Here is a 26,378-nt window from a genome sequence, read left to right on the forward strand (position 1 = left end):
ATTAACCTATATAAAATTATGATTGGTAATTTTATATTCGTAACAATTGACGCTTAATTTGTTTTTTTTAACAAAAAGATAAATAATCTTTAATAAATCTATTTGCTGAACAGTTTTTTTTGCTAATTTTCCGAACATTAAACGTAAACTACTAATTAATTTATTTCGTCTATGAAGAAAATTACCTTCGTAATCTTCATGTCGTTGCTTTCACTTTGCGGCTATAGCCAGCTTGCAATGGAAGGCTTTGAAACCGGATGGACACTTGCTGCCACAGGCACGGGTACGACTGACTGGTTTACAATGCAAAACGGCGTGGGGCTAACAGTTAAGTGGGTTCAGGGTGCTGCAAACAACACCACGACACAACCTGCTTATGCCGGTGAGCGGGCTGCTTACCTGCAAAAAGAAAATGTAACTACAGGAATTCCTGAAGATTACTTAGTGTCTAAACAGTTTTCTGTTCCTCAGAATCCTGAGATTCACTTCTTTTCCCGTTTAACAACTCCGGGAGACCAGGGAAGCATCTATAAGGTGTTTATCCTTAACCTTACTGCCAATCCTACGGCAGACTTAAACTCTCCGGCTTCTTACACTGAGCTTCAGACGTGGACAGAGCTACAGATCAACCCTGTGCAGACAGAGTATGTTGAGAAAGTAGTAATCATCCCGGATGCTTATGTAGGGGCTAACGTGCGTATTGCCTTTATGATGGCAGGAGATGACGCAGACCGTTGGCTTGTTGATAATGTGTCTGTTGTAAAACGATGCGTTGATCCTCAAAACCTTACGGTTGATACAATTGGCCTGACTTCGGCAACGCTTTCATGGGAAAACACAAGTGAGGCTCCACAATGGGAGATTGAACTTGTAGGTGAAAATGATACGCCTACCGGTGCAGGTATAACAGTAAATACTATGCCGTATACTTTTACAAATCTTACTGAAGATACATGTTATAAGTACTATGTACGTGCATTATGTGACGGCGGCGGAAAAAGCGGCTGGGTAGGTGCTTATTACTTTTGTACTAAGCGTGTAGGTGATGATTGTAATGATCCTATTGCGATAACTACGCTTCCGTTTTCTGATTCAGATAATACAGGAAACTTTGCCGATACTTATGAAGGTGTTCCCGGTACAGGTTGTGGAAACAGTCCGTGGGAAAACTACCTGAGCGGTAATGACGTAGTATATAAATATACGGCAAACTTTACAGGTGCTGTAAATATAGACCTTAGCGACAATGGGCCTTATTCTGGTATATTCATATATAACGAATGTGAAAATATTGGTTCTGCATGTTTAGAAGGAGGAACCGCAGGTCAGGATGGAACTCCAGTTTCTTTTGATGATTTTGCTGTTGTTTCGGGCGAAGATTATTATATCGTAATTTCAAGTTATGATAACCCAACAACTCCTTATACGTTAACAATTCAGGCGGTTGCTTGTGATGAGCCAACTAACCTTTCGGTTGACAATGTTGGTATGACTGCTGCAGACCTTTCTTGGGATAACCCTACAGGGGCTACGTCATGGGGACTTGTTGTTCAGCCACAAGGTACAGGCGTACCACAGGGTGCGGGCACTACGGTTACCGACAACTCTGATTATACATGGAGTAACCTTACGGCTTCTACAGCTTATGAATTTTGGGTAAGGGCAGACTGCGGAAACGGTACTTTTAGTGCGTGGGCAGGCCCTTTCAGATTCAATACAATGATATGTGAAGTAGCGTTCCAGTGTGAATTTACATTTACAATGTGGGATCAGTGGGATACATGGAACGGACACACAATGTCTGTTAAACAAAATGGTGTTACATTAGCAACATTAACAGGCCCGGGTTCAGATGGACAGCCGGTAGACCAGGTTGTTAAAGTTTGTGACAATATGCCGGTACAGCTATTCTGGAATGCAGGCGGCAGTACATGGGCAGGTAATGAGATAGCGATAAGCGTTAAAAACTCATTTAATCAGGAAATTTATGTAAAAGATTTTGGCGAAGGTTTACAAAACACACTTCTTTATGAAGTACTTGTAGATTGTGAAAATCCATACTGTCTTGCTCCAAAAGGGCTTACGGCTACAAATGCTACAGAAACTACCGTGGACTTAGCATGGAATGGCCCTGCAACAGGTGAGTGGGAATATTTTATTGTACCTGAAGGTGCTCCTGCACCGGCAGATACTGATACTGGAGTACTTACAACTACAAATCCTACCGTTGCGGCAGGTCCGCTTGTAGCTTCAACAAACTACGAGTATTATGTAAGGATGCATTGTGAAAATGCAAGTACCGATGTAAGTCCGTGGAGTACTGCTTCTAAATTCAGCTCTTCTGTTTGTGATCCTGCAACAAAATGTGAGTACCAGTTTGTACTTACTGCACCGTGGGACGGATGGGATGACGATGTTCTGCTTACAGTAAGACAAAATAATACTAATGTTGCGCTTTTAGGCCCGGGCTTTACAAGCGGAACTACAATGACGGTGAATGTACCGCTGTGTTCTAACATTCCTTTTGAAATTTTCTGGAATGATGATGCAGGTTGGGGAGGCCAGGTTGGTATCGAGGTTATCAATAACTTTGACCAGACACTTTTCCTTCAGGAACTTTATTCTAATGCAGGTGCAGGCAGTGTAATATTCAGCGCTGCTGTTGATTGTGATCACCCTGCATGTCTACCTCCTACGGGCTTAACCGCTTCTAACGGAACGATGACAAGCATTGATCTTGCATGGGATGGTCCTGCTACGGGAGCATGGGAATATATTGTATTGCCGGCAGGTTCTCCTGCGCCTACTCCTGCTACACCAGGTGTAGCTACGGCTACAAATCCTGCGGTTGCTGTGCCTTTAGCCGCTCCTGCAACAAACTACGAGTACTATGTACGAGTTGTATGTACAGGTGCTGCCGAGCCTACAAGTACTTGGGCAGGTCCTTATGCAATGCATTCTGAAGCGTGTAACCCAGAAGATAAATGTATGTTCCATTTTGAGCTTTTAAGCGAAAACGGATGGAACTTTAGCGATAACAGAATGACTGTTTATCAGGGAGGCGTTCCTGCTGTGGTTCTAGGGCCTGGCTTTGACTGGAATGCACCGGATTCTCACTCATACATGGTAGACGTTCCTCTTTGCCCTGGTCTTGAAGTAGAGATCGTTTGGGAAAACCAGGGATACGACCAGGATGATAAAGCACTTCACGTATACTCTCCATACTGGGAAGATGTATTCGTAAAAGATTTTGGTGAAGGCAACCAGGGAGAAACGATCTTTACAGGTCTTGTAAGCTGTGATCCTCCTGCTTGTATCAAACCAATTGAGCTTGCAGTAAATGCAATAGGAGAGAACTCTGTTGAGCTTTCATGGAATACCCAGGGATCTACAGCTACAAGCTGGGAGGTTTGGGTACTGCCATTTGGTTCGCCAGTTCCTGATCCTGCTGTAACGCCGGGTACGGTTGTAACAACTAATCCTTACACAGCAGAAAATCTTACCTCAGGTACGCCTTATGTATACTACGTAAGAGCTAATTGTGGTACTGCAGATGGTTATAGTACGATTTCATCTCCTCGCGTGTTTGTAACTGCGATTGAGAATGACGACTGTGATGAAGCTATAAACGTTCCGGTAAATTCAGGTCTTAACTGTACCGAGTTTACGCCTGGTACGGTGACAGGTGCTACATCGTCTGGTGTTGCTAATGACTGTAACTTCTCGGCTCCTGATTATGATGTGTGGTATAAATTTACTGCAACGGGAGATAGCCATGCAGTCGCACTAAATGATGCTACCGGAGTTTCGATTTCATATGCAGTATTCGAAGGTGACGATTGTGGTAACCTTACTGAGATTGCTTGTGAATATCCTAATTACCCTGAAAATGGCGCTAAAGGTGTTGTTCACGGATTAACTGTTGGGTCTACCTATTATATTCAGGTTTACGCATCTTATATGCCAAACCCATCAGACCCTACAAGTTTTAATATTTGTATAACTACACCGGCAAGTATCGTTGTAGATGATACTATAGCTGTAGAAGATATAGTTATGAATACCTTATTTGTTGAGTCTTGTGCTTCACCTCCTGAAAACATCACGTACAGTACTGGTACAGATGCAGGTGTAAATGGTATTGCATACTTTGAAAAAGGGCTTTCTAACTTTGGTATAGAAAATGGAATAGTTTTAATGACAGGTGTTGCTTCTCAAGCTCCGGGTCCAAATTTAGGTGCTAACCTATCTGGCGGAAGCTGGGCAGGAGACCAACAGTTGTTTGACTATATTACAGACCTTGGTATAGATCCTAATCTGTACACGTACAATGATGCTACAGTGCTTGAGTTTGATTTTACGCCTCTTGCAAGCAAATTGAGATTCCCGTTTGTATTTGCTTCAGAAGAATATGGGCAGTATCAGTGTGATTATTCAGATGCATTTGCATTCTTCCTTACGCCGCTGGATGCAGCTGGAACGCCTGATGGACCGGTTACTAACCTTGCAATTGTTCCGGGAACTAACGATCCTGTTTCAGTTGTAACGATTAGGGATAATAACTTTAATCCTATATTTAGTGACTGTCCTTCGGTTAATCCTGAATACTTTGCAGATTATTATGGTCCTACAGCTAATATTCAGAATCCTGACGCTGCGGTAGATCCTATGTTTGCCCCAATCAACTTTAATGGTTCTACTGTTAAAATGTACGCTGAATCTGATGTTATCCCTAATAAGACCTACCATATCAAACTGGTAATCGCTGATAGGAATGACAACTCTATGGATTCTGCTGTGTTTATTGGTGCATTTGATATCGGTAAACCTGATCTTGGAGAAGACCTTACAATCAATGATGGTAACGGTGTTTGTAGCGAAGCTACTTATACTATAGAAAGTACGCTTTCGGCTGATGATTATACCTTTACGTGGTACAAAAAAGAACCATCTGAAACTGTTCCTAACCCGAATGAATTTGTTGAAATTACTGGAGCGACAGGACCAACTTATACAGTTAGTAATGATGATGGAAACGGTACAGGTGAATATAAAGTTGTAGCTTCGTTCGGCGGACTTTGTTCAGCTGAAGACAGTATCGTGATAGAGTTCTATAACGCTATTGTTGAAGTTACAGGAGAGCCTACTAATCTTATTGTGTGTGATGCTGACGGATTCGGAACATTTAATCTGTCTGATAATACGCCTGTAATACTTGCTCCGGTAACTAATCCGGCTAATTACACCATTTCATACCACTTAACAGAAGCTGATGCTCAGGATAACCTGAACCCGCTTCCGGAGACAGATTATGATAACGTAACTCAGGGTAACCAGCAGATCTATGTAAGAATCGTTAATGAAAAAGGTTGTGTGGGTATTAAAACGTTTGCTCTTGTTATACAAGATCTTACGCCTGCATTTACAATCAATGACGATTTCTCTATCTGTGAGAATACAACAACTGTTATAAGTGTTTCTCCTGCTCAGGCAGAAGGCGTTACTTACAGCTGGACATTTAATGGTACCCCAATTGCTGAAACAACGCCATCTATCACTGTAAGTACAGAAGGTACGTATGAGGTAACGGTTAACAACCAGGGATGTACTGCTACAGATGCAGTAGTTCTTACAGTAATACCTACGCCGGTAGCAGATGAGCTTGATGATGTTATTGTATGCAGCAGCTATGTACTGCCTGCGTTAAATGCAAATAATAATTATTTCTCAGGTACTGGTTCTACAGGTACTCAGTATAGTGCTGGTGATGTAATTACAGCTAGTGGTGAAATATTTATCGTTGCAAGAAACAGTGCTTCAGGTGAGTGCTTTGCTGAAAGCAACTTCGTTGTTACGATCATACCAACAGCAATTGTAGCTATACTTGAAGAGTGTCATGGTAATGACTATGTTCTTGAAGCTAATTTTGATAATGACGAAGTTTACACTGCAGACAATGTAACTTTTGAATGGAAAAACGAAGCTGGTGCAACATTAGGTACAGATGCTACGCTTACAATTACAGAAGTGGGTAATTACTACCTTACTGTAACACCTGTAGGTAATGGTTCAGGATGTCCTGTTACTGTTGAGGCACAAATTGATAATACAACATGTTTAATTCCGCGTGGTATTTCTCCTAACGGCGATGGTAAAAACGACGAGTTTGACTTAACTACACTTAATGTTAAGAAACTTGAGATATTTAACCGTTACGGACAGGAAGTATACAGCAAATCTAACTATACTAAAGAGTTCATCGGTAAAGGAAGCAACGGAGACGAACTTCCAACGGGTACTTACTACTATATGATAGAGCGCCAAAACGGTGAAACAAAAACCGGATGGGTATACATAAATAGACAGGAATAAAATTTTTTAATAAATAGGGCAGATTTTTTTACTTTCTGATTAAACCTTTTACGATTTAAAAAGTCTAACAACTTAGTAATTGATTTTTCAGAGGGTGCTTATAAAAAATCTGCCCTATATTTTTTTTGCAAAATTAACCAACACACATTACATGAAGAAACTTTACCTTGCAGCACTATTGGCTCTTGGCGGCCTTGCGGACGCTACTGCCCAGCAGGACCCACACTACACGCAGTACATGTACAACATGAACGTAATTAACCCGGCTTATGCGGGTTCAAAAGAGAACCTTTCTTTTGGATTGCTATACCGTAAGCAGTGGGTTGATATAGAAGATTCGCCAACTACAATGACCTTTTCAGGGAGCAGCCCTGTAGGTAAAAATGTAGGTCTTGGATTATCTGTTATCAATGACAAGATTGGTCCTGTAGATGAGACTAATGCTTACGCAGATTTCTCGTATACGCTTAACCTTGGTGGTGAGCACCGTCTTGCTTTAGGACTTAAAGCGGGGGCGACTTTCCATAAAGTAGGTTTGTTCAGCGATATTGGAGATGGTCGTGTGCCTGCAGCTGATGACCCGGCATTCTCATCAAACGTAAATAATACGTTTTTTAACGTAGGAGCAGGATTCTTTTACTACACGAACAAATATTACTTTGCAGCATCGGTTCCAAACATGCTAAAAAGCAAGCACCTTGATTTCCAGCCAAACAACCAAAAATTTGGATCTGAGGAATCACACTACTTCATTACCGGTGGATATGTATTCCAGCTTACCGATAATTTAAAGATGAAACCATCGTTTATGGTTAAATCATCTTTCAATGTATCGCCATCTATCGATGGATCATTAAACTTCTTATTCTTTGAACGTTTTGAGATAGGGGCAACCTACAGGCTTGACGACAGCTTTGGCGGTATGGTAAACTTTGCCATTACTCCAAACCTTAGAGTGGGTTATGCTTACGACCACATCGTATCTGACCTTAATGTAACAACACCGGCATCTCACGAGATCATACTGTTGTTTGACCTGAACTTCCCTAAAAAAGTATCACGTTCACCACGTTATTTCTAATCTAAAGCGACTTAAAGAAAATGAAGAACTTATATATTACACTTGGACTGGTATTAGCTACTATGGCAGTATCAGCCCAGACAAAAGAAACGGAAAGAGCAGACAAGCTGTATGCAAAGCTTGACTATATTGACGCTGCTAAAGAGTATGAGAAACTTGAGGCTACGCCTTATGTTTACAAACAAATTGCTGAGAGCTACTACAACATCTTTGACTCAAAGAATGCTGTAACATGGTATGCTAAAGCTACTGCTACACAGCAGGAAGCTGACATTTACTACCACTATGCACAAATGCTTAAGGCAGAAGGTAAATATGAAGAGGCAAACGTACAGATGAAAAAATTTGCATCTATAGCACCGAGCGACCAAAGGGCAATTCTTTTCAATCAGGATCCTAACTATTTACCAAAATTAAAAAGCCAGACTAAACTTTTTGATGAGAAAGTACTTGACATCAACGATGACAAATACGGATCATTTGGTGGTGTGTTAGCTGATGATAACAGCTTCTATTTTACAAGTACAAGAAATACTGCAAGAAAGAAATATGGTACAAACGAGCAGCCTTTCTTAGATCTTTATACATCTACTTACAATGCTAACGGTACTTTCAGCGAGCCTACTCCGGTATCTGACCTGAATACCAAATGGCATGACGGACCGGCAGCTTTAAGCCCTGACGGTAAGACAATATACTTTAATAGTGAAAGTTTCAACGAAAAGAAACAGTTTGAAAGGGATAAAGATATGAACCTAAAATTAGGTCAGGTTTTCCTTTACAAATCGGTTAAAGAGGGTGACAAATGGGGCGAGGCTCAATTACTGCCTTTTAACAGTAAAGAATGGTCTACTCAAAACCCATCTATCAGCGCAGACGGTAAATGGTTATATTTTTCATCTGACAGGACTGGTACTATAGGTGGACAGGATATCTGGAAAGTAGAGGTTAAAGGTAACAATAGCTACGGCGAGCCGGTAAACCTTGGTAACAAGATTAACACTGAAGGAAAAGAAAGTTTCCCTTTCATAACTTCAGACAATAAATTATATTTCTCAACTGACAGGCCAGGTGGTCTTGGAGGACTTGATGTATTTGTTGTGGATATTAACAAAGGTACAGAGGCTAAAAACGTTGGGGCTCCGGTTAACACAGCTAAAGACGATTTTGCATTCAGCTTTAATACATCTAAGAACATTGGTTTCTTCTCAAGTAACCGTTCTGGTGTAGACAAGCTTTATCTTGCAACTCCGGTATGTGGTGTAGAAGCTGCTATTGTGGTTAGAGATAAATCTACAGGTAAAATTCTTTCTGGTGCAAGGGTTGCTATCCTTGATGACAGAAACAATGTTATTGAAACAAGAACTTCTGGTGCAGATGGTAAAGTTGAATACAGCATAGACTGTAACAGGGCTTACACTGTTCAGGCTTCAGTAGAAGGTTATGTAAACGGTAGTTTCCCAATTGCTAAAACAAATGGTGGTACTGTAAATGTAGCTGCGGATCTTGATCCAATCGAGAAAATTGTTACTGAAGAAGTTATCACGCTTAACGATATATTCTTTGAATTTGATAAGAGTAACATAACTAAAGAAGGTGCGTTTGAACTTGACAAAGCTGTTGAGGCAATGAAGAAAAACCCAACTATGGTTGTTATGGTTAAAGCACACACTGACAGCAGAGGTTCTGATAAATATAACATGAGCCTGTCTAACAGAAGGGCTAAATCTACAGTGCAGTACATCATCTCTAAAGGTATTGCTAAAGAGCGCATTTCAGGACAGGGTTATGGCGAGAGCGAGCCTAAAGTTAACTGTGGCGACAATTGTACTGAAGAGCAGCATGCACAAAACAGACGTAGTGAATTCCTTATCGTTAAGAAATAATCTTACGAAAGAAATCCATTATTTATAATAACAGAAATCCTGCCCAATGGGCAGGATTTTTTGTTTAACGCATTTATTATGCCGGAGTCTGCGTGAAGCTTTTCAATCACAGAATACACAGAAGCTTTACTGTTAGCCCTGATAGAGCCGTTATCGCCGCGCAGCTTGAGCGAAGCGGTATAAAGGCGATTAGCAGGACCGGCGAATGCAAATAGGCGCTTAGCGGGCCGCTTCAGTATAAAAAAGCCTACCTTGTGAGGAGGCTGATTATTATAAGTTATCGCTTTGATACCACTCTGCAAAAGAAGTGTCTGTTTCCTGCAGGCGCAGTGAGTGTAATGCTATGTTTTGCGGTAAGCGGTCTTTTATTTTTTTAGCGAAGTCTATTACCATGTTTTCACTGGTAGGCTGGTAGCCTACTAGTATTACGTGATGGCCACGCTGCTCCAGTTCGTGAGCCAGTTCTACGTGAGGTGTGTTTTTATTGAACACCGTTGCATGGTCAAAAATATCAACGATTTCCTCTTTTACTATCTTCTTAAGATCGCCAAAGTCTATTACCATGCCGAATTTTACATTGCCTGAATCGGTTATGGGCGACCCGATGACTGTTACCGACAGTTTATAACTATGCCCATGTACATTCTTGCATTTGCCGTCGTAGCCATAAAGTGCGTGGCCGGTCTCAAAAGTAAACTGCTTGGTAATCCTGATTTTGCTCATCATAATGGTATTAAGCCAACAAATTTACTAAATAATATGCAGCATTCTAATTTATTGTAATGCTATTGGTTTTCAAACTATCTTTGCCTGTTCTTATTTAATTTACCATGGACGAATTGCAGTTGAATCCGTTATACGAAAAAGTTATTGATGATCTTATGGGTCAGCAGTATAGCATTGTTGATGATTTTTTTTCTAAAGAAGAAGTGTTGTTATTACGCACCTCACTTTTAGAGAAATATGAAGAGGACATGTTTAAGAAATCGGCCATAGGCAAGCAATCTAATGAACAGGTGGTTGATGCTGTTAGGGGCGATTTTATTTTGTGGCTTGATGAACATAATGCATCAGGTGGCGAAGCTCAATTCTTTGATAAGCTAAATGGCTTTAAAGAGTACCTTAACAGGACGTGCTTTATGGGTATTAATGAAAAGGAATTTCATTATGCACTATATCCTGAAGGTACTTTTTACAAAAGGCATCTGGATACGTTTCAGAACGACAGCAGGCGTAAACTTTCTATGGTTTGCTATCTTAATGACGAAGACTGGAAGCCGGAATATGGTGGAGAACTGACTATTTATCTTGACGAAAATGGTTCTGAAAAGCCCATAGATATTTATCCGCTGCAAGGCAGGATGGTCATTTTTGAAAGCCAGGTACTGGAGCATGAAGTAAAACCCGTAAAACGCGCACGGCTTAGTATTACGGGATGGCTTAAAACAAGGGGATAATTATTTTTTGAACTGCCCAAGGGCATTTTTAGTAAAGTCTGACAATACAAGTCGGCCTGATATGGCGGCTCTCTCAGTTAGCAGCTTGTCCCAGTTTTCAGTTCCTTCCCATAAAACCTTTTTCATATCGGCCAAAGCCTCAGGATTGTAGCCTGCCAGCTTTTGCGTAAAGATGTCGAGTTCTTTATCGAGGTCATGTATGGTCTCAAATACTTTGGCATAAAGTCCTTTTTCCTGTGCCCAGTATGCATTTTTCCATTCATGTGCAGCAAGCGTCATTTCTGCCAGTGCTGCCACACCCATTTTGCGCTCTACTGCGGGAGCTATAACAAAGGGACCTATGCCAATGGTAAACTCTGATAATTTAACCGCACTATTTACCGTTGCTATGGCATAATCGCATGCTGCGGCTAATCCTACACCACCTCCAACGGCTTTACCGTGTATGCGACCCACAATTAGCTTTGAACAATTGCGCATGGCATTGATGACATTTGCAAATCCTGAAAAGAAAACAGCTCCTTCTTTAAGGTTTGTTACAGCTAAAAGTTCGTCAAAAGATGCGCCAGCACAAAATGCACCATCGCCTTCGCTTTTTAGGATAATCAGGTTAACATCATTATTGTTGCTTAGTATCTTCAGCTCGTCTGTAAGCCGCTGCAATAACTCTCCAGGAAACGAGTTACTTGCCGGATGCCCAAATTCTACCGTGGCTATTTTATTTTCGATATTCGTATATAATGAACCGTTTGACCTTGCTGTAACTGACATATAAAATAAATTTTAGGTAAATTTAAAAGAATTGGCAAAAACCGGAGCTATCTTTAAAAGATTATATTTTGAAATTTGTGAGTTCGCAATTAATTATGCTATATTTGCCCTGACTTAACGGGGATGTAGCTCAGCTGGCTAGAGCGCTTGCATGGCATGCAAGAGGTCGTGGGTTCGACTCCCATCTTCTCCACAAACAACGCCATTGACCATCAATGGCGTTGTTTATTTATATTTAGCTGGAACACCTTTCATTATTAACTTTGTTGGAAAATACTCACTTAAATTTAATCCAAATAAGTAAATATGCGCTGTTTATATATTTTTATTTTGTCTTCGTTTTTGTCGTGTGGGCCTGGGATCGGCGATATGGACCAGGATTTAGGAAAAGGCTACACGTTTTTATCTGAAGGAAGTAACAGGTTTATTATTACTGATTTTATTTTCAAGGACGGTATTTATCCAAACGTATTGAATTATACATTTGATGAAAATTATATATTGGTAATGCAGAAAGCGACCAAAGAAAGTGTAGAGCCTTATTTAATAGATCAGTTAAGAGTTAAATATGGATATATTTTATATTCTGATGAATTGTTACCAACATCTGCTAATTCTTTTTTAAATTCCAAAGTTTGGAAAGATAGTTTATGGAATCGAAATATTAGTAATGAAATCCTCCGAGGAAATTATATCCGAAATTACAGAGCACTTCAAAAAGCAGCCAGAATTGTTTTATCAGAAGATGAATTCTTTAAAAAAATGTTTTCGAGGGAAATAAATTTTTACATTATTGATAAAAATTCTGAAAAGGTGTATGGGCCATTTTCCGAAAAAGACTTTTATGCCCAATTGAACGCAATGGATGTATCTCCAAACTTAAAATTTAAGTAGACACTTCAGGATCTGGTTATTTTATGATATGATTCAAGGAACTTATGCGTCCTTTGGAGGAGGATATTACGTCTATTTCATTTGAGAGGAACGGTTTATTTTTAAATGACAGCTTGTTATGCAGGAGGTATTAGTGGGTATTCAAGAGTACATTATAAAGGCAAAGTATTTCGATTAAAAGATTTTAATCCTCCTTTTGTAATTAAAAGCAAGAAACCAAACAACGATACTTTGAAATTTTTAAAAGACGGGAAGGTTTTATTTTTGTTAATCGATGAGGAAATTAGATATTCAAGATTAAATTAATAATGTCGTTTATTTTATATCAGAACAAATTAATCGTACTTGATTCATTGTCTTCAACAATTATCGGTTTAAAAAAAATAAATTATGAGATTAATAATGCTTTGGTTGGCGTTGATATGCTGCTCGTGTTCAAGTATAAAAAAAACGAACGTAACGGATTCACCATGTGTTGAGAATTTAAAATTTAAGGACGAATTTGTGAGACGTTTAAATATAATTGACGATTTTATGTCGATTGAAAGTAGGGAATTCAAAGACATAGACGAACTGGAAAGGGTGATAACTGAACAAAAAATAGCTGACTTTAAATCGTCGCTCTTATTTATATCGCAATACACTCGTGTTTCATTTGAGTCGATGGCAAATTATAGTGGAGGCTACCCGTACGGAGTTTATGAAGAAGACAGGGTTACTTGGTTAAAGTGGTATGAGGAGAACAAATGTAAAAACATTCAGAGGAAGAGATAATTTTGAAGCATAATTTAAATTTATCAGGCGCTAGCGCGGGATATTGATCATATAGAGGATCAGGGAGCATAAATGGAGGGGTTTTAAATTTTAAAAATAGTCTTTTAAACAGGTTTAGATGTAGCGGTAGCGAATCTTTTGTTAAGGTAAACTATTAATTATTGAACAAGTATATTCAAACTATCCATTACCTCCGGGATATTAAACAAGATAGCATATGAAATTTTTTATCATTTTTTTATCCTTTACTTTTGTAGGGTGTAAGCCTAAACAAAATTTTGAATTGGAAATTCAAACCAAGCAAGTAAATTATTTAGATGTTGAGAATTATAAAGATTATTTTTCAGGTGAGAAAAATCCTCCTAGAGAATCTTTAACCAATTGTAGAATATAGCTTAACAAACAACACTGATGATACATATTATTTTAATATTGGTGATTTGAACAGGAAGCAAAACAAAGATTATTTTATTCCTATTGATAAAGCGTCTGTTGCCTTTTTGGATAATAATGGAATAAATGTCAACGTAAAGGGACGGGCGACGGAGAATAATTGCACGTATGTGATGAACCAATATTTTGACAATAATCTTAATCCTTATCAAAGCAAAAATAGTATTATCATACATGCCCATGAAACCTTGTATTTTGAATGGTTTTTAGTGTTACCATTCGGTACTTTTGCAGAAGACATTCGATATTACATAGACTTGGATAAAACTAAAAGTTATTATAGTGAATTTTATATATATAGTGACGGCCATGATTATGCTAATAAAATTAGTAAGCCGGACTTGCAAACTATTAAAAAAAAAACAACTATAAAATTTTTAACGGTGTAATTAAGTTAAAAAATAAGATTCCTATTGTTTTTTTAAAACCTCAAGATTCTTTTTAATATAAGTTTGATATGTTTCAATATATGGATGTAGGTAACGGTTATGGTAATGCGCGCGGTTACTCAAATTATTCGTAGGAGGAATGTATAATGTAGGTGAAACTCAATATTGGATAAACTTTATTGGTACAACTAAAATTTCTGATTAAATGAAAAATTTATTTTTGATATTATTTTTTTTTCTAGTGTCATGTTCTAATAATGAATCTGAAAACATAAAAGATATAGAAGACTTTTTAGGGGTAAATATGCCTGCAACCAATATACAGGTAAATTCAAGTAATGAAGGGTTTAGACAATCTTTAAAAATAGTAGATATTACTTTGAATATAAACGATTACAACCAAATGGTTAAAAAAATTAATTTAAAAGAATTTGAAAAATATGGTGATAATTATTACAGAAACTCTTACTCGGAAAAACAGGATAAGAAAATTTATGTAATTTTATTTACGAGGGAACATAGAATACGTTATGCTGAAAAAGGTTAGGTTTCTTTAAAATGTATATAGACTATAATTTAATACGGTTAACAAGTCATAAGCTATGACTATTCCCTTATAATACGGTGTAGGCTAGAAAACCATTCCTGGTCGAGTGGTTTTATAGTTTTTTAAAAGCCCACCGTATACCTGCTGTAAGAATTAAAGCCGAGGCCACCAGACCTTGTAAAACAGCTCCAACTAACCCAACGTCATTGCTTAAAGATACTGGTGGGTTGCGCTTGTGGTGGTTCTCTATGCCAGTCATAAACTTGCTGGCCACTATACCGTATTTGACTTGGGTAGATGGGCTGTTAACTTTACGTATATTTACAGCATTGAATTATACCACTTGTTAAGTTAAGACAATAACTGTAAATTATTGCAATTTCGTGGCATTTTGAAATTTTAAATATTTTAAGCCAGCAGTTATGCAGGCTTTACGGATGGAGTTCGACTCCCATCTTCTCACTCCACCAAATCGCCATTGATCACCAATGGCGTTGTTTATGTTTAATCCACCTTCTGCTTAGATATTTATCTTTGAGGGCTGTCGCTATTTGAATCTCGCAAGACGGTTAATTCTATTTTTACTACCTTTAAAGACTCAAAAACATTGTATGTCTTCAGAAAAAAATAAGCAGGAAAAATCAGAACTTCACGCCCGTAATAAAAACAGGGAAAGATATGACCTGAAAGCCCTTTTAATTGCAGTTCCTGATTTGAAAGCGCATATTAAGCCTAACAAATTTGGAGATGATACAGTAGATTTTGCCGATCCTAAAGCGGTTAAATTGCTTAATACGGCTTTACTAAAGCATTACTACGGAATAAAATATTGGGAATTTCCCGATGAAAACCTGTGTCCTCCAATACCGGGGCGTGCCGATTATATCCATAATCTCGCCGACCTTCTAAAAGAAAGTAATTTCGGCAGGATGCCCGCCGGAGAAAAAATAACCTGTCTTGATACGGGAACAGGCGCTAGCTGCATTTACCCGCTCCTTGGGGTAACGGAATATGATTGGAGATTTATCGGCTCAGACATTGATCCAAAATCGTTAGAATCGGCAAAAAAAATTGTTGAGGCAAACGGACTTGATGCCAAAATTGAACTTCGCCTGCAAAAAGATAAATCAGCAATTTTTAAAAATATAATTTGTCAAGACGAAAAGATAGATATAACGCTTTGCAATCCTCCGTTCCATTCTTCTGCGGAAGATGCCCAAAAGGGCGCTAAGCGAAAAGTACAGAATTTAACCGACAGGAAGGTTGAATCTGCCCAACTGAATTTTTCGGGCGTAAGCAATGAACTAATTTATGATGGGGGAGAACACCAGTTTGTTCATACCATGATCGCTGAGAGCAAAAAAGTAGCGCAGAATGTGTATTGGTTCTCAACGCTCGTATCTAAGCAATCTAATCTTAAAGGTATATACAAAGCGCTGGAAATCCTAAAAGCTGTACAGGTAAAAACCATACCTATGGGTACAGGCAATAAATCTACAAGAGTGGTTGCGTGGTCCTTTCTGTCTAAAGAGGAACAAAAGCAATGGCGTGAATTCAGATGGAAGTGAGATAGCGCTGCGTGTTAGCTTCTAAAATTATTTTTTCAGCGTTTTTGTTTTAGCTTCCAGTATGCTTTTATTTTTTGCTTCATTACAATAAATGGTTTCCATTATTCTAATCGCCTGCCCCGGCGTAAAATTAGCATTTTTGCATGGGGTATAACCCATAATATTACCGACATCATATGGAGTAAGAACAAATGGGGTGCCCTGTTCGTCTGTAATGTTGCCTATATAAATGCAGTCAACAACTGATGCGTCCTGATTGGGCGGTTTAGGTACAGTACCAAAGCTTTTTGGATTGAAAAAGTTGGGCATGGCTGGGGTGTCGTGTATATAGTCTCCTTCGGTTAGCGCATTGTAGTTTGGATCATCAGGATTTCTTGTCACATGTTCTTTTATAATGTCGCCATTTCCTGATTTGCCAAATGTATGGTAAAGCCCAAGTATATGTCCCAGTTCATGGGGCGTAGATTTAGATTTGTAATTGAAGGCCCATTTCATTCGTATTGAAAGCGTTTTAGAAAATAGCTCTGTCCATCCATTTGCGCTTGCGCCTTCTTTAAAATCATATGGTACAAAGCAATTAAAGGCGTCAGATACTATGTGCTTGTTTTGTTGCATATAATCCCGAATTTGCCAATGTGTGGCGCCTGAATTCAGGGCGTCATTATTAACGTAAGAATAGCCTTTTAATACGAAATATATTCCGTGAGGGTTAAACACCTCGTTTATGGAGCGCATAACGCCTTCTACGTCGTTATATGTCATAGGTTTTTCTGAAGTGCCATCGCCTCTATTTATTCCCCAAAAGTAAATGTTAAAAGCTACAGGTTCAAAAGAGGCCAGGTAATCAGGGTTTACCGATCCTGTATAGACAGATTCATTGGAGTTATAACTTTCCGCCTTTTGAAATTTGATGCGTGGTAACTGGGCGAAAGAATTAAGCCATGGGAGGCAAAATGATAATATGAAACATAATGTCTGCCTTTTCATAGCCATTGTCAATTTAATTAAATGCCCGCCTCTTAAAGCCTAACCATGATTTATTAAACTTATCTCAATTCCTTAAAGTCGTTTTTAAGAGCCGCTTCAATAGTTGAAAATTCGTTATTAAGTTCTTCTGCCAACACAGGAATGTCCGACGTTTCTGCTTCATACGTCAGCTTATTGCAGATATCCCTGCCAATGGTACTCTCCAGCATTTCAAATGATGGTTTTATATTATGGGCAATAGCACCTATGTTTTCAATATTATTATCCTGCACGGCAACTTTTAATTCATCCATTTTACCGCTTACAGATGAGATGAATGTTTTAAGGCAGTCAATAAGAAATTCGTGGTTACCTCCTGAAATTGTTTCAAGGTATTCTAACGAATACACTTTTTGAGTATTTTCATCCTCAATGGGCTGAAGTGTATTTTTAAGCGACTTTATGCTGTTTGCAGTAAAAGGTTTATCAATGTAGTTGTGCCCGTCGTTGCTTTCGGTGGCGTTATTTCTACTTATCACTACAGGAATGTCGATTTTGATTTCTTTTCGTATATAGTCAAAAGTCTGGTAGGCATTTAGTGGTGCCGCATCGTGTGGTACGACAACAAGAGAAGCAGTATCATTTTTCTTGAGCCACTGTATAGCCTCATAGCTGCTTCCCATCTGGATTACCGTCCAGTTTTCGGTAGCAGCAAGACTATTAAAGTTTTCTTTTTCTTCCTGATTGCTTTCTACAAGAAGTATTTGGATGTTTTTATTATTGCTCATATAAATAAAGCCGGCTTAAACCTGCCTGTCGTTGTATGGATTAACTAAATATTTTCGTATTATTTCCTGAAGGGCATCATAGTTTATAGGTTTGGTAATATAATCGTCCATGCCCAGTTTAATGCATTCTTCCTTTTCTCCTACAAGAGCACGTGCTGTGATGGCAACTATAGGTATTCGCGATTCGCCATTTTCCAGCAGGCGTATTTGTTCTGTCGCTTCAAAGCCGCTCATTTCAGGCATCTGTATGTCCATGAATATAATGTCAAGCTCCTGTGTTTGATAGGCTTTAACCGCTTCAAGGCCGTTTTCGGCCAGCATTATTGCTGCGTTGGGCACTATTTTCTGAATAATAGTCTTTGCCAGCATCTGGTTTACCGGGTTGTCTTCGGCGATAAGCACATTGTATAACGCATCGAAACCTACTGACTGTGTAGTTTCAGCAATTGCTGTAATACCTGAGTCAGGTTTGTGGATGTTATCGAGCAGGTCGTACAGGTCATCACTCAATATTGGCTTGGTCACGTTAAAGCGAATATCGAGGTCTATGCAGTCCTGTATCAGTTTTTCGTCATCTATAGAGCTGTGCAGCAGCATAACAGGCAGCTCATTTGCATCAATATTCAGGGTTTCCCTGATTTGCTTAACAAGTTCTGTACCCGTTAGGTATGGCATATTATAATCTACAATGGCGAGGTCAAAACCTGTATTGTTCTCCAGAATCTCCAGTGCCTCAATACCGTTTGAGGCAAGGGTGGTTTTAATTTGGGCTACAGCGAGCATTTCTTTTAAGATGGTAAGGTTGTTTGCGTTATCATCTACTACAAGTACATTTTTAACGTTAACCTTGGTCTTCTTAATGTCGCCGCTGTCTTTCTCTGTGCGGAATTTTATCTTAAAGCTAAAGGTACTCCCTTTACCAAGCTCGCTTTCTACCTCAAGCTCACTACCCATTAATGCCAGCAGCTTGTTGCTTATGGTGATGCCAAGGCCTGTGCCTCCGTATTTACGGGTGGTAGAGGCATCTTCCTGGTCAAAAGCATTAAATATTTTGTCTATGTTTTGTGGCGCAATACCTATGCCTGTATCGCGTATAGCAAAAGAGAACAGCATCTCGTTACTGTAATCATCGGGATTGGCACGTACCTTAAGTTCAACCTCACCGTCGGTGGTAAATTTAACAGCATTGCCTAAAAGGTTGACCAATATCTGGCGTAGCCTCACAGGGTCGGCATAAATGTAGCGGTCGAGACCGGGTGTTATATCCAAAAGTATTTCCAGCGATTTGGCATGTGCCTGATGCTTAACAATATCTATAGTTTGGCTGCACAGCTGAATTATATCTGTCTTTTCTTCGTTGAGCTCCAGTTTACCTGCCTCAATTTTAGAGAAATCAAGAATGTCGTTAATAATGTCAAGCAGCGAATGTGCCGATGTGTTTACCATCTGCATGTACTTTCGCTGGCTGTCATTCAGCTCTGTTTTCATGAGCAGGTCAGAGAATCCAATAACACCATTAAGCGGTGTCCTTATTTCGTGGCTCATGTTAGCAAGGAATTCTGACTTAGACCTGCTGGCCGCTTCTGCTTTATCCCTTTCCAGCATAAGTGAAACTTCCATTTCTTTAAGTGTAGAAATATCGGTTGCTATACCAAGATATCCGGTAATCTCGCCTTCCGGGTTTAGTACAGATGTTATAACAAGATGGGTAGAAAAACTACTTCCGTCCTTCCGGATAAAGGTCCAGTCGGCAGCATCATACTTGCCTTGTTTTGGCCTGTGGGTAAAAACTTCAAATCCGCTAAAAGGCCTGCCATGTTTTGCTTCAAGCGCAGCGGCTCTTTTGGCAACCTCCTCCTCAACGTGGAATATGCCCACATTGTGTTTGCCAATCACTTCGCCAGGCTTGTAGCCTAAAAGATTTTCTGCACCTTTATTGTATTTTGTAATGATGCCTGTTATATCGGCTTCTATAATCGCAACCTGTGTGGTGGCATTCATAAGGTTCTCCAGCTCGTTAAGGCTTTTCTGGAGTTCCAGTTGTGTAATTACCCTCTTGGTAATGTTGTTTATCTGCGATATAAAATAAAGCGGTTGACCTTCGGGATCGCGTATTAACGATACGTTTAGCAAGCCATAAACAATATTTCCGCTTTTGTGGATGTATCGTTTTTCTATGCTATATGTCTTTCTTTTGTTGTCCAGCGTTTCATGCAGCAGGCGAAGGTCTGCATCCAGATCTTCAGGATGCGTCATATTCTGGAAGGTAAGCGTAAGGAACTCTTCACGGTCGTAGCCTAACATCTGTGACATCGTCTCATTTACCATTAGCCAGCTGCCGTCAAGTCCTACAAGCGCCATACCGTTTGGTGAATATTCAAAGGCACTTATAAAACGGTTAGAATTTTCGGTAGCAAGCTCTTCAAGCCTTTTGCTTATCGTAATGTCTTCAACCTGGGTAATGATAAGATCGTCAGACCCATTGTGTCCTTTTACAAGCGATGTATTTACCCTGCACCATATAGTTGCCCCGTTGTTTCTAAAGAAACGGCTTTCCATGGTGTAGCTCGGTATCTCCCCTGCAAGAAGTTGTGTTCTTAATTTTACGGCATTAGGCAGGTCATCAGGATGAACCATATCCTTGTAAGACATATAATGCATTATGTACTCCTTGTCTTCGGGCGCATAACCAAAAATGTCTATACTGGCAGGATTGGCCATTAATATCTTATTATTGGTATTTACCAATACAATTCCAACTGCGGAATAATTAAAAATTGTCTCAAAACGTTCACGGGTAAGAAGGTATTCTTCTTCCTGTTTCTTTTTAAAATCAATATCCTGAAACGCACCGAATATCCTTACGCATTTGCCCTTTTCAAACTCAGGCTTGCCGAAGGCATGTATCCACTTTTCGTTTCCTTTTGCCGTGATGATTTTTAACTCGGCATCAAATGGAGTTCCTTTTTCCAGTAGTTCGTTAAAAAGAGATGTAAGTTTATCCCGGCTCCAGCCTTCTTTAAAAAAAGACACTCCTTTTTCTATAGTAGGCTCATAATCCTGGTCTACTTCATGTATATCTTTAGTGACATTGGTCCAGATAAGCTGTCCGGTGGCAACGTCAGATGCCCAACCACCTATTTTGGCTATAGTGTTAGTGGTTTCGTATATTCGGTTAAGGTTTTCAGGATTTTCCATATCGCCGCAAGCGCCTGGTTTATTTTCACTGAATTTAATAACAACGTGCCTGGTGTCATCTTTAACGATAAATTTTCCCGATGCCTTAAAAGAAACTGTATTGTCTTCGGCATTTTTTAGACTTGCGGAGTCTTCAAAATCATTCCCTCCTGATTTTTTGATCAAATCAGTTACAGTATCGTTGTAATCGTTACCGGCATTAGAAGCATCAAAACCCAGCGTTTTTTTAAACGAATCGCTTGTCCACACTCCTTGCGGTTTTGACAGGTTATAATGCACGATGCCAAGATGTGCATCTTCCATTATCCAGTTAAAAAGATCTGAATCTGTTGTAAGTAAATCCTGAAATTCGGATTTGATTTGTAATGGCATAACGTTAAATATTCCGGATTTCCCCCAAGCAAATAAAAATATAATAATGGCAAATCAAAAACAAACAATTTTGAAGAAATACTTTAATCGGCTCAAAATTGGCGATAAAATCGTTTTTGTAGTCAATGATTGGTGTTAAGGTTCTTATAATTAACATAATATAAAAAATACTTTGAGTTAACTTTAAGTAAAATAGAGGTGTTATGGAGGTTTATTTTGTAGTCCTTCAGCTGCCAGGCAGCTGCGGATTAAAATTTATAGACGGAAACAGTCCCGGAAACTTCTGGAAAACAGTTTCTGAAGCTATAAATAATAAAGAAGCGCACATCGTGTCTATCCGGCAGGATACAGGAGTATCTGAAGAGCTTCGCAGCCATGTTTGCGGCAAGTGTTTTGCCAGTTATTTTATCTTCTATCTTATGCTGGAAAAGCATGAAATAAACAATGAAGAACTTATTCTTCAAAAAGCCAGAGATCTTCTCGAAGTAGGCAATTCGGAGGCACTGATTGATGCTGATGATAACTTTCAGCTTGTTACCCTTGATTATATAGACCTGGGTAACATTCCTCCTAATTTTGGCAGTGGAAGTCCTCTTCTTTCGGCCTGATACTATTAGTTGGTAACATTTTAGTAGCGTTATTCTTAAGTAACGGTAATGTATGGGTAACATCGGCTTTACGTTTGTGGTTTAGTTTCGCGCCAATTAACACAAACAAAGTTCTTATAGATGAAAAAATTACTCGTATTGCTATTAATAGTAATGGCAGGCTTTTCTGTTTATGCCCAAAAGGCAGGGGTCATATCAGGAAAGATTATTGATGCCGACGGAAACTTTTCGCTTCCCGGCGCAACGGTAAGGTTAGCAGAAACTAACCGCTACACGGTGTCTAACCAAACAGGAGATTTTGAATTTCTTACCATCCCTGCCGGCACTTATAAAGTAGAGGTGCTTTATCTTGGTTACCAGACGCAGTTTCAGGAAGTAACCGTAGAAGAAGGCAAACACGCCGTAATAAACTTTACACTGGCAGGCGGTACAGAAACACTGAACGAAGTTGTTGTTGTGGGCGATGCGCTTAAAGGGCAGGCAAGGGCATTAAACCAGCAAAAGAACAACAGGAACATTACTAACGTAATTTCATCTGACCAGGTAGGCCGTTTTCCTGATTCTAACGTGGGCGATGCATTAAAGCGCGTACCGGGAATCACGATGCAAAATGACCAGGGCGAGGCGAGGAATATTATCATCCGCGGGCTTGCACCGTCTTTAAACTCAGTTACACTTAATGGCGACAGGATACCTTCGGCAGAAGGCGATAACCGTAATGTACAGATGGATCTTATTCCGTCAGACATGATAGCTACCATAGAGGTAAACAAAACCCTTACACCCGATATGGATGCCGATGCGATAGGAGGATCGGTAAACCTTATTACCCGCGCAACGCCAAACGGCGAGAGGATATCTGCCACATTAGCCGGTGGATATGGGCCAATTAGGGAAAAAGGGATTTACACTGGAGGTTTTGTATATGGTAACCGTTACCTGAAAAACAGGCTGGGTATCGTGGCCAGCGGATCATACAATAATAACAATTTTGGATCGGATAATATTGAAGCGGCCTGGGTTCAGGACGATTTTAATAATACTTATGTTGAGCAGCAGCAAATCAGGAAATATGATGTGCAGCGTGTAAGAAGAAGTGTTGCCCTTGCAGCTGATTTTAAATTTGACGAAAATAATACCATTTATGCCAATGCCATATACAACTGGAGGGATGACCGCGAAAACCGTTTTGCTCTTACCTACGATGATATGGAACCTGTATATGATGGCGAAACGATAGCAGGTTTTACAGGAAACGTAAAACGTGAGAATAAAGGAGGTATAGACAGTGACCGGGGTAAAAGCAAAAGGCTTGAAGTACAAAAAGTACAAAATTATGCACTTCGCGGGGAGCATCTTTTAAGCTCTAAGCTTGACCTGGACTGGTCTATGAACTATGCGTATGCAAGCGAGTACAAACCAAATGAGCGTTACATAGAATTTGAACAGGAAGGCCTTGATATGGGTCAGAACCTGCTTGATCCTAAAAAGCCATTGGTAACAAGTACAGGCGAAGATCTTTCGGCTTTTGAAATGTCAGAACTTACTCAGAGTACAGATGATACAAAAGAGACAGAATTTGGGGCTAAAGTTAATATCCGTATGCCGTTTTCTGTATTTGCAGGGCAAAAAGGCCGTTTAAGAACAGGTCTTCGCATCAGGATAAAAGACAAGGACAGGAACAATAGCTTTTATTCGTATTCGCCACTTTCAGGCGATGTTACCTTAGCTAATGTGCCTAAGTCATATTTTGGCGGTGACGGATTTAATCCGGGCAGTAAATATGTTGCAGGAACTTTTGCAAGCGCGGCATACCTTGGCGGACTTAATCTTAGCAATCCGGCATTATTTGAGCAGGAAGCAGACCCATCAGAATTCCTTGCTGTAAACTACAAAGCTAAGGAGAACATTTATGCGGCTTATGTGCGCTGGGATCAGGATTTAAGCGATAAGCTCTCAATGATCTTAGGGGTACGTGTAGAAAATACACATATAGATTATACAGGAAACAGGGTATTGGATGAAGAAGAGCTTGAAGGCACGGTTAATAACACCAACAGCTATACTAACGTACTGCCTAACCTGTCGTTTAAATATAATGTGACCGACGATTTTGTTATAAGGGCAGCGGCTACAACGGCATTAGCAAGGCCTAACTATTATGCGCTTGCGCCATACATCAATAACATAGCATCAGATTCTGAGATACAGGCCGGTAACCCTAACCTTGATGCTACTTATTCTTATAATTTTGATTTGATGGCAGAGAATTACTTCCAGTCGGTTGGGCTTATTTCAGGAGGTGTATTCTACAAAAACCTAAAGGATTTTATTTATACTTACAGCAACAACCAGTATTCTACAGCCGATTTTGCTTCAGATTTCCCTGACCAGATGAATCCGGTTCCGCTTGGAGAGCAGTGGACGCTTATCCAGTCAAGAAATGGCGATAATGTGGATGTTTATGGTTTTGAGGTGGCCTTTCAGCGCCAGCTTGATTTCCTTCCGGGTTTCCTGAAACATTTGGGTGTGTATGTTAACTATACATATACTGATTCTAAAGCTAAGGGTATTGCCGATGAAGATGGTAACGAGAGAAAAAATGTTAGCCTTCCGGGTACTGCACCGCACATGTTCAACGGATCTTTATCGTGGGAAAACAGTCGTTTCTCGGCGAGGGCATCGGGTAACTTTGCATCAGATTACCTTGACGAACTGGGCTCTGACAATTTTAACGACAGCTATTATGACAAGCAGTTTTTCTTAGATATAAATGCCTCGTTTAAAGTAACAAAGAGCCTGAGCATTTTTGCCGAAGCGAAGAACCTTACAAATCAGCCGTTACGTTATTACCAGGGAGTGTCGTCAAGGGTAAAACAGCTTGAATACTACCAGGCACGCTTTAACCTTGGTGTAAAATTTGATTTATAAGAGCACCTAAAAACAAAGACATGAAAAAAATAATAGTACTATTTGTGTTTGCAGCATTTTATTTTTCGTGCAGCACAAAATTGGCCGCAGTAAGACAAGATGCCGTAAGGCCGGCAGTGGTAACAGACCAGACACTGCATGATACCGATGATCCTGCGATATGGATAAATCCGGCAGATGCTTCAAAAAGCCTTGTGATAGGCACCGATAAAGATACCGATGGTGCTTTATACATGTACGATCTTCAGGGTAAGATCCTCAAAAAATCTATCCCGTTATTACGCCCTAACAACGTTGATATTGCTTACGGACTGATGATAGACGGGAAAAAGACTGACATTGCTGTAACTACCGAAAGGCTTACCAATAAAATAAGGATATTCAGCCTGCCTGATCTTGAACCGATTGATGGCGGAGGGATAGAAGTGTTTACAGGCGAAACAGAACGCGATCCTATGGGAGTGGCGCTTTACACCCGTCCGTCAGACAAGGCAATATTTGCCATCGTAGGCAGAAAGACAGGTCCTGCGGGAACATACCTTTGGCAATACCAGCTTTCAGGAGCCAATGGTAAAGTGTCTGCTGCGGTCGTAAGGAAGTTTGGCCAGTTTAGCGGTAAAAAAGAAATTGAGGCAATTGCTGTAGATAATGAACTGGGTTATATATATTATTGCGATGAGCAGGCTGGAATTCGTAAATATCTTGCCGATCCTGCCGCAAAGAACGATACGCAGTTGGCCTTCTTTGGCATGAAAGATTTTAAGGCAGACCATGAAGGCATCGCCATCTATAAAAAAGACATTAAAACAGGATATATTCTTGTGTCTAACCAGCAGGCCAACACGTTTATGGTATACGCCCGTGAAGGTGACAATGGCAATCCTGATGAATATAAATTGCTTGCCGAAGTGCCAACATCTACCATAGAATGCGACGGTGCCGATGTAACCAACGTTAACCTTGGCGGTAAATTCAAGAACGGAATGTTTGTAGCCATGAGCAACGGCATGACATTTCATTACTACTCGTGGGATGATATACAGGCCCGCATAGATGAACAGATAAAAAAATAAAGATAGTTGTTTAGTAGGTTTAGTTGTCAAATCCCTTTTCCATCCTCAGGAAAGGGGATTTTTCATTTTTATCAAATCAAAAAAATGATTTTCTAAATCATAATGTTACAATTCTCGGTCATACCTGTCGAATTCTAAATTGCCGCATCTTACGGTTTTATTATAAGTAATTTCGGGTTTTTAATAAGATGTGTGTTTTTAATCTTTCGTTTTTTTGTTAAAATAAGCGAAAGATTTGTTTTGTTAACAT

The 26,378-nt window shown here is 39.6% G+C and carries 17 protein-coding genes and 1 tRNA gene; 13 read left to right on the forward strand and 5 right to left on the reverse strand.

What is annotated here, in order from left to right:
• Nucleotides 1-171 precede the first annotated feature (171 nt).
• The 3 genes from R1T16_RS12410 (at nt 172) to R1T16_RS12420 (ending at nt 9,339) form a co-directional block, all read left to right on the forward strand.
• Nucleotides 172-6,372, forward strand: coding sequence for a choice-of-anchor L domain-containing protein (locus R1T16_RS12410; RefSeq protein ID WP_317501429.1), 6,201 nt, complete (start codon nt 172-174; stop codon nt 6,370-6,372).
• Between the two features lie 151 nt (nt 6,373-6,523).
• Complete coding sequence (locus tag R1T16_RS12415; protein ID WP_317501430.1) at nt 6,524-7,453, forward strand: type IX secretion system membrane protein PorP/SprF; 930 nt, start codon at nt 6,524-6,526, stop codon at nt 7,451-7,453.
• A gap of 20 nt (nt 7,454-7,473) precedes the next feature.
• Nucleotides 7,474-9,339 carry an OmpA family protein gene (locus R1T16_RS12420; protein ID WP_317501431.1) on the forward strand — a complete coding sequence of 622 codons (1,866 nt, stop codon included), beginning with the start codon at nt 7,474-7,476 and terminating at the stop codon, nt 9,337-9,339.
• Between the two features lie 270 nt (nt 9,340-9,609).
• Here the strand turns inward: R1T16_RS12420 and R1T16_RS12425 are convergent, their stop codons facing one another.
• Nucleotides 9,610-10,062 carry a 6-carboxytetrahydropterin synthase gene (locus R1T16_RS12425; protein WP_317501539.1) on the reverse strand — a complete coding sequence of 151 codons (453 nt, stop codon included), beginning with the start codon at nt 10,060-10,062 and terminating at the stop codon, nt 9,610-9,612.
• 107 nt (nt 10,063-10,169) lie between these two features.
• Between R1T16_RS12425 and R1T16_RS12430 the strand changes: the two genes are divergently transcribed.
• Nucleotides 10,170-10,796: a 2OG-Fe(II) oxygenase gene (locus R1T16_RS12430; protein WP_317501432.1), complete on the forward strand. Its 627-nt coding sequence runs from the start codon at nt 10,170-10,172 to the stop codon at nt 10,794-10,796.
• Here R1T16_RS12430 and R1T16_RS12435 read toward each other — a convergent pair whose 3' ends face one another.
• Nucleotides 10,797-11,567, reverse strand: a complete 771-nt coding sequence (locus R1T16_RS12435) for an enoyl-CoA hydratase/isomerase family protein (RefSeq protein ID WP_317501433.1) — start codon at nt 11,565-11,567, stop codon at nt 10,797-10,799. It lies immediately after the preceding gene.
• Nucleotides 11,568-11,686: 119 nt separating this feature from the next.
• On the opposite strand from R1T16_RS12435, the gene R1T16_RS12440 reads away from it, so the two are divergent.
• From R1T16_RS12440 to rlmF, 6 genes are all read left to right on the forward strand, one after another.
• Nucleotides 11,687-11,760 (forward strand) — tRNA-Ala (locus R1T16_RS12440).
• A 176-nt stretch (nt 11,761-11,936) separates the two neighbouring features.
• Nucleotides 11,937-12,461 (forward strand): hypothetical protein, encoded by a 525-nt coding sequence (locus R1T16_RS12445; RefSeq protein ID WP_317501434.1) that lies wholly within the window; start codon nt 11,937-11,939, stop codon nt 12,459-12,461.
• 991 nt (nt 12,462-13,452) lie between these two features.
• Entirely contained in the window at nt 13,453-13,629 is a 177-nt protein-coding gene (locus R1T16_RS12450) for a hypothetical protein (RefSeq protein WP_317501435.1), read from the forward strand.
• Between the two features lie 46 nt (nt 13,630-13,675).
• Nucleotides 13,676-14,077: a hypothetical protein gene (locus R1T16_RS12455; protein WP_317501436.1), complete on the forward strand. Its 402-nt coding sequence runs from the start codon at nt 13,676-13,678 to the stop codon at nt 14,075-14,077.
• A 205-nt stretch (nt 14,078-14,282) separates the two neighbouring features.
• A complete protein-coding gene (locus tag R1T16_RS12460) occupies nt 14,283-14,624 on the forward strand; it encodes a hypothetical protein (RefSeq protein WP_317501437.1) in 342 nt (113 codons plus the stop codon).
• Between the two features lie 611 nt (nt 14,625-15,235).
• The gene (rlmF, locus tag R1T16_RS12465; protein WP_317501438.1) at nt 15,236-16,192 is read left to right on the forward strand and encodes a 23S rRNA (adenine(1618)-N(6))-methyltransferase RlmF; all 957 of its coding nucleotides are present in this window, start codon (nt 15,236-15,238) and stop codon (nt 16,190-16,192) included.
• A 27-nt stretch (nt 16,193-16,219) separates the two neighbouring features.
• On the opposite strand, the gene R1T16_RS12470 is transcribed toward rlmF, so the two are convergent.
• The 3 genes from R1T16_RS12470 to R1T16_RS12480 are packed head-to-tail and all read right to left on the reverse strand — an operon-like array spanning nt 16,220 to nt 21,516.
• Complete coding sequence (locus R1T16_RS12470) at nt 16,220-17,179, reverse strand: hypothetical protein (protein ID WP_317501439.1); 960 nt, start codon at nt 17,177-17,179, stop codon at nt 16,220-16,222.
• Between the two features lie 59 nt (nt 17,180-17,238).
• Nucleotides 17,239-17,946, reverse strand: coding sequence for a hypothetical protein (locus R1T16_RS12475; protein WP_317501440.1), 708 nt, complete (start codon nt 17,944-17,946; stop codon nt 17,239-17,241).
• 15 nt (nt 17,947-17,961) lie between these two features.
• Nucleotides 17,962-21,516, reverse strand: coding sequence for a PAS domain S-box protein (locus R1T16_RS12480; protein WP_317501441.1), 3,555 nt, complete (start codon nt 21,514-21,516; stop codon nt 17,962-17,964).
• Between the two features lie 203 nt (nt 21,517-21,719).
• On the opposite strand from R1T16_RS12480, the gene R1T16_RS12485 reads away from it, so the two are divergent.
• The 3 genes from R1T16_RS12485 to R1T16_RS12495 all read left to right on the forward strand — a co-directional run bounded on the left by R1T16_RS12485 (nt 21,720) and on the right by R1T16_RS12495 (nt 26,128).
• Complete coding sequence (locus R1T16_RS12485; protein ID WP_317501442.1) at nt 21,720-22,124, forward strand: hypothetical protein; 405 nt, start codon at nt 21,720-21,722, stop codon at nt 22,122-22,124.
• Between the two features lie 120 nt (nt 22,125-22,244).
• A complete protein-coding gene (locus tag R1T16_RS12490; RefSeq protein WP_317501443.1) occupies nt 22,245-25,055 on the forward strand; it encodes a TonB-dependent receptor in 2,811 nt (936 codons plus the stop codon).
• 20 nt (nt 25,056-25,075) lie between these two features.
• Entirely contained in the window at nt 25,076-26,128 is a 1,053-nt protein-coding gene (locus tag R1T16_RS12495; protein WP_317501444.1) for a phytase, read from the forward strand.
• Nucleotides 26,129-26,378 lie beyond the last annotated feature (250 nt).

It is taken from the genome of Flavobacterium sp. DG1-102-2, from assembly GCF_033042555.1.
Classification (GTDB): Bacteria; Bacteroidota; Bacteroidia; order Flavobacteriales; family Flavobacteriaceae; genus Flavobacterium.

Excerpts from the sequence above, each read along its gene's own strand:
- R1T16_RS12470 (WP_317501439.1), bottom strand. The coding sequence starts at position 17,179 with ATGAAAAGGCAGACATTATGTTTCATATTATCATTTTGCCTCCCATGG.
- R1T16_RS12445 (WP_317501434.1), top strand. The coding sequence starts at position 11,937 with ATGGACCAGGATTTAGGAAAAGGCTACACGTTTTTATCTGAAGGAAGT.
- R1T16_RS12460 (WP_317501437.1), top strand. The coding sequence starts at position 14,283 with ATGAAAAATTTATTTTTGATATTATTTTTTTTTCTAGTGTCATGTTCT.
- R1T16_RS12420 (WP_317501431.1), top strand. The coding sequence starts at position 7,474 with ATGAAGAACTTATATATTACACTTGGACTGGTATTAGCTACTATGGCA.
- R1T16_RS12490 (WP_317501443.1), top strand. The coding sequence starts at position 22,245 with ATGAAAAAATTACTCGTATTGCTATTAATAGTAATGGCAGGCTTTTCT.
- R1T16_RS12485 (WP_317501442.1), top strand. The coding sequence starts at position 21,720 with ATGGAGGTTTATTTTGTAGTCCTTCAGCTGCCAGGCAGCTGCGGATTA.
- R1T16_RS12430 (WP_317501432.1), top strand. The coding sequence starts at position 10,170 with ATGGACGAATTGCAGTTGAATCCGTTATACGAAAAAGTTATTGATGAT.
- R1T16_RS12435 (WP_317501433.1), bottom strand. The coding sequence starts at position 11,567 with ATGTCAGTTACAGCAAGGTCAAACGGTTCATTATATACGAATATCGAA.
- R1T16_RS12480 (WP_317501441.1), bottom strand. The coding sequence starts at position 21,516 with ATGCCATTACAAATCAAATCCGAATTTCAGGATTTACTTACAACAGAT.
- R1T16_RS12475 (WP_317501440.1), bottom strand. The coding sequence starts at position 17,946 with ATGAGCAATAATAAAAACATCCAAATACTTCTTGTAGAAAGCAATCAG.
- R1T16_RS12495 (WP_317501444.1), top strand. The coding sequence starts at position 25,076 with ATGAAAAAAATAATAGTACTATTTGTGTTTGCAGCATTTTATTTTTCG.
- R1T16_RS12415 (WP_317501430.1), top strand. The coding sequence starts at position 6,524 with ATGAAGAAACTTTACCTTGCAGCACTATTGGCTCTTGGCGGCCTTGCG.
- R1T16_RS12450 (WP_317501435.1), top strand. The coding sequence starts at position 13,453 with ATGAAATTTTTTATCATTTTTTTATCCTTTACTTTTGTAGGGTGTAAG.
- R1T16_RS12410 (WP_317501429.1), top strand. The coding sequence starts at position 172 with ATGAAGAAAATTACCTTCGTAATCTTCATGTCGTTGCTTTCACTTTGC.
- rlmF (WP_317501438.1), top strand. The coding sequence starts at position 15,236 with ATGTCTTCAGAAAAAAATAAGCAGGAAAAATCAGAACTTCACGCCCGT.
- R1T16_RS12425 (WP_317501539.1), bottom strand. The coding sequence starts at position 10,062 with ATGAGCAAAATCAGGATTACCAAGCAGTTTACTTTTGAGACCGGCCAC.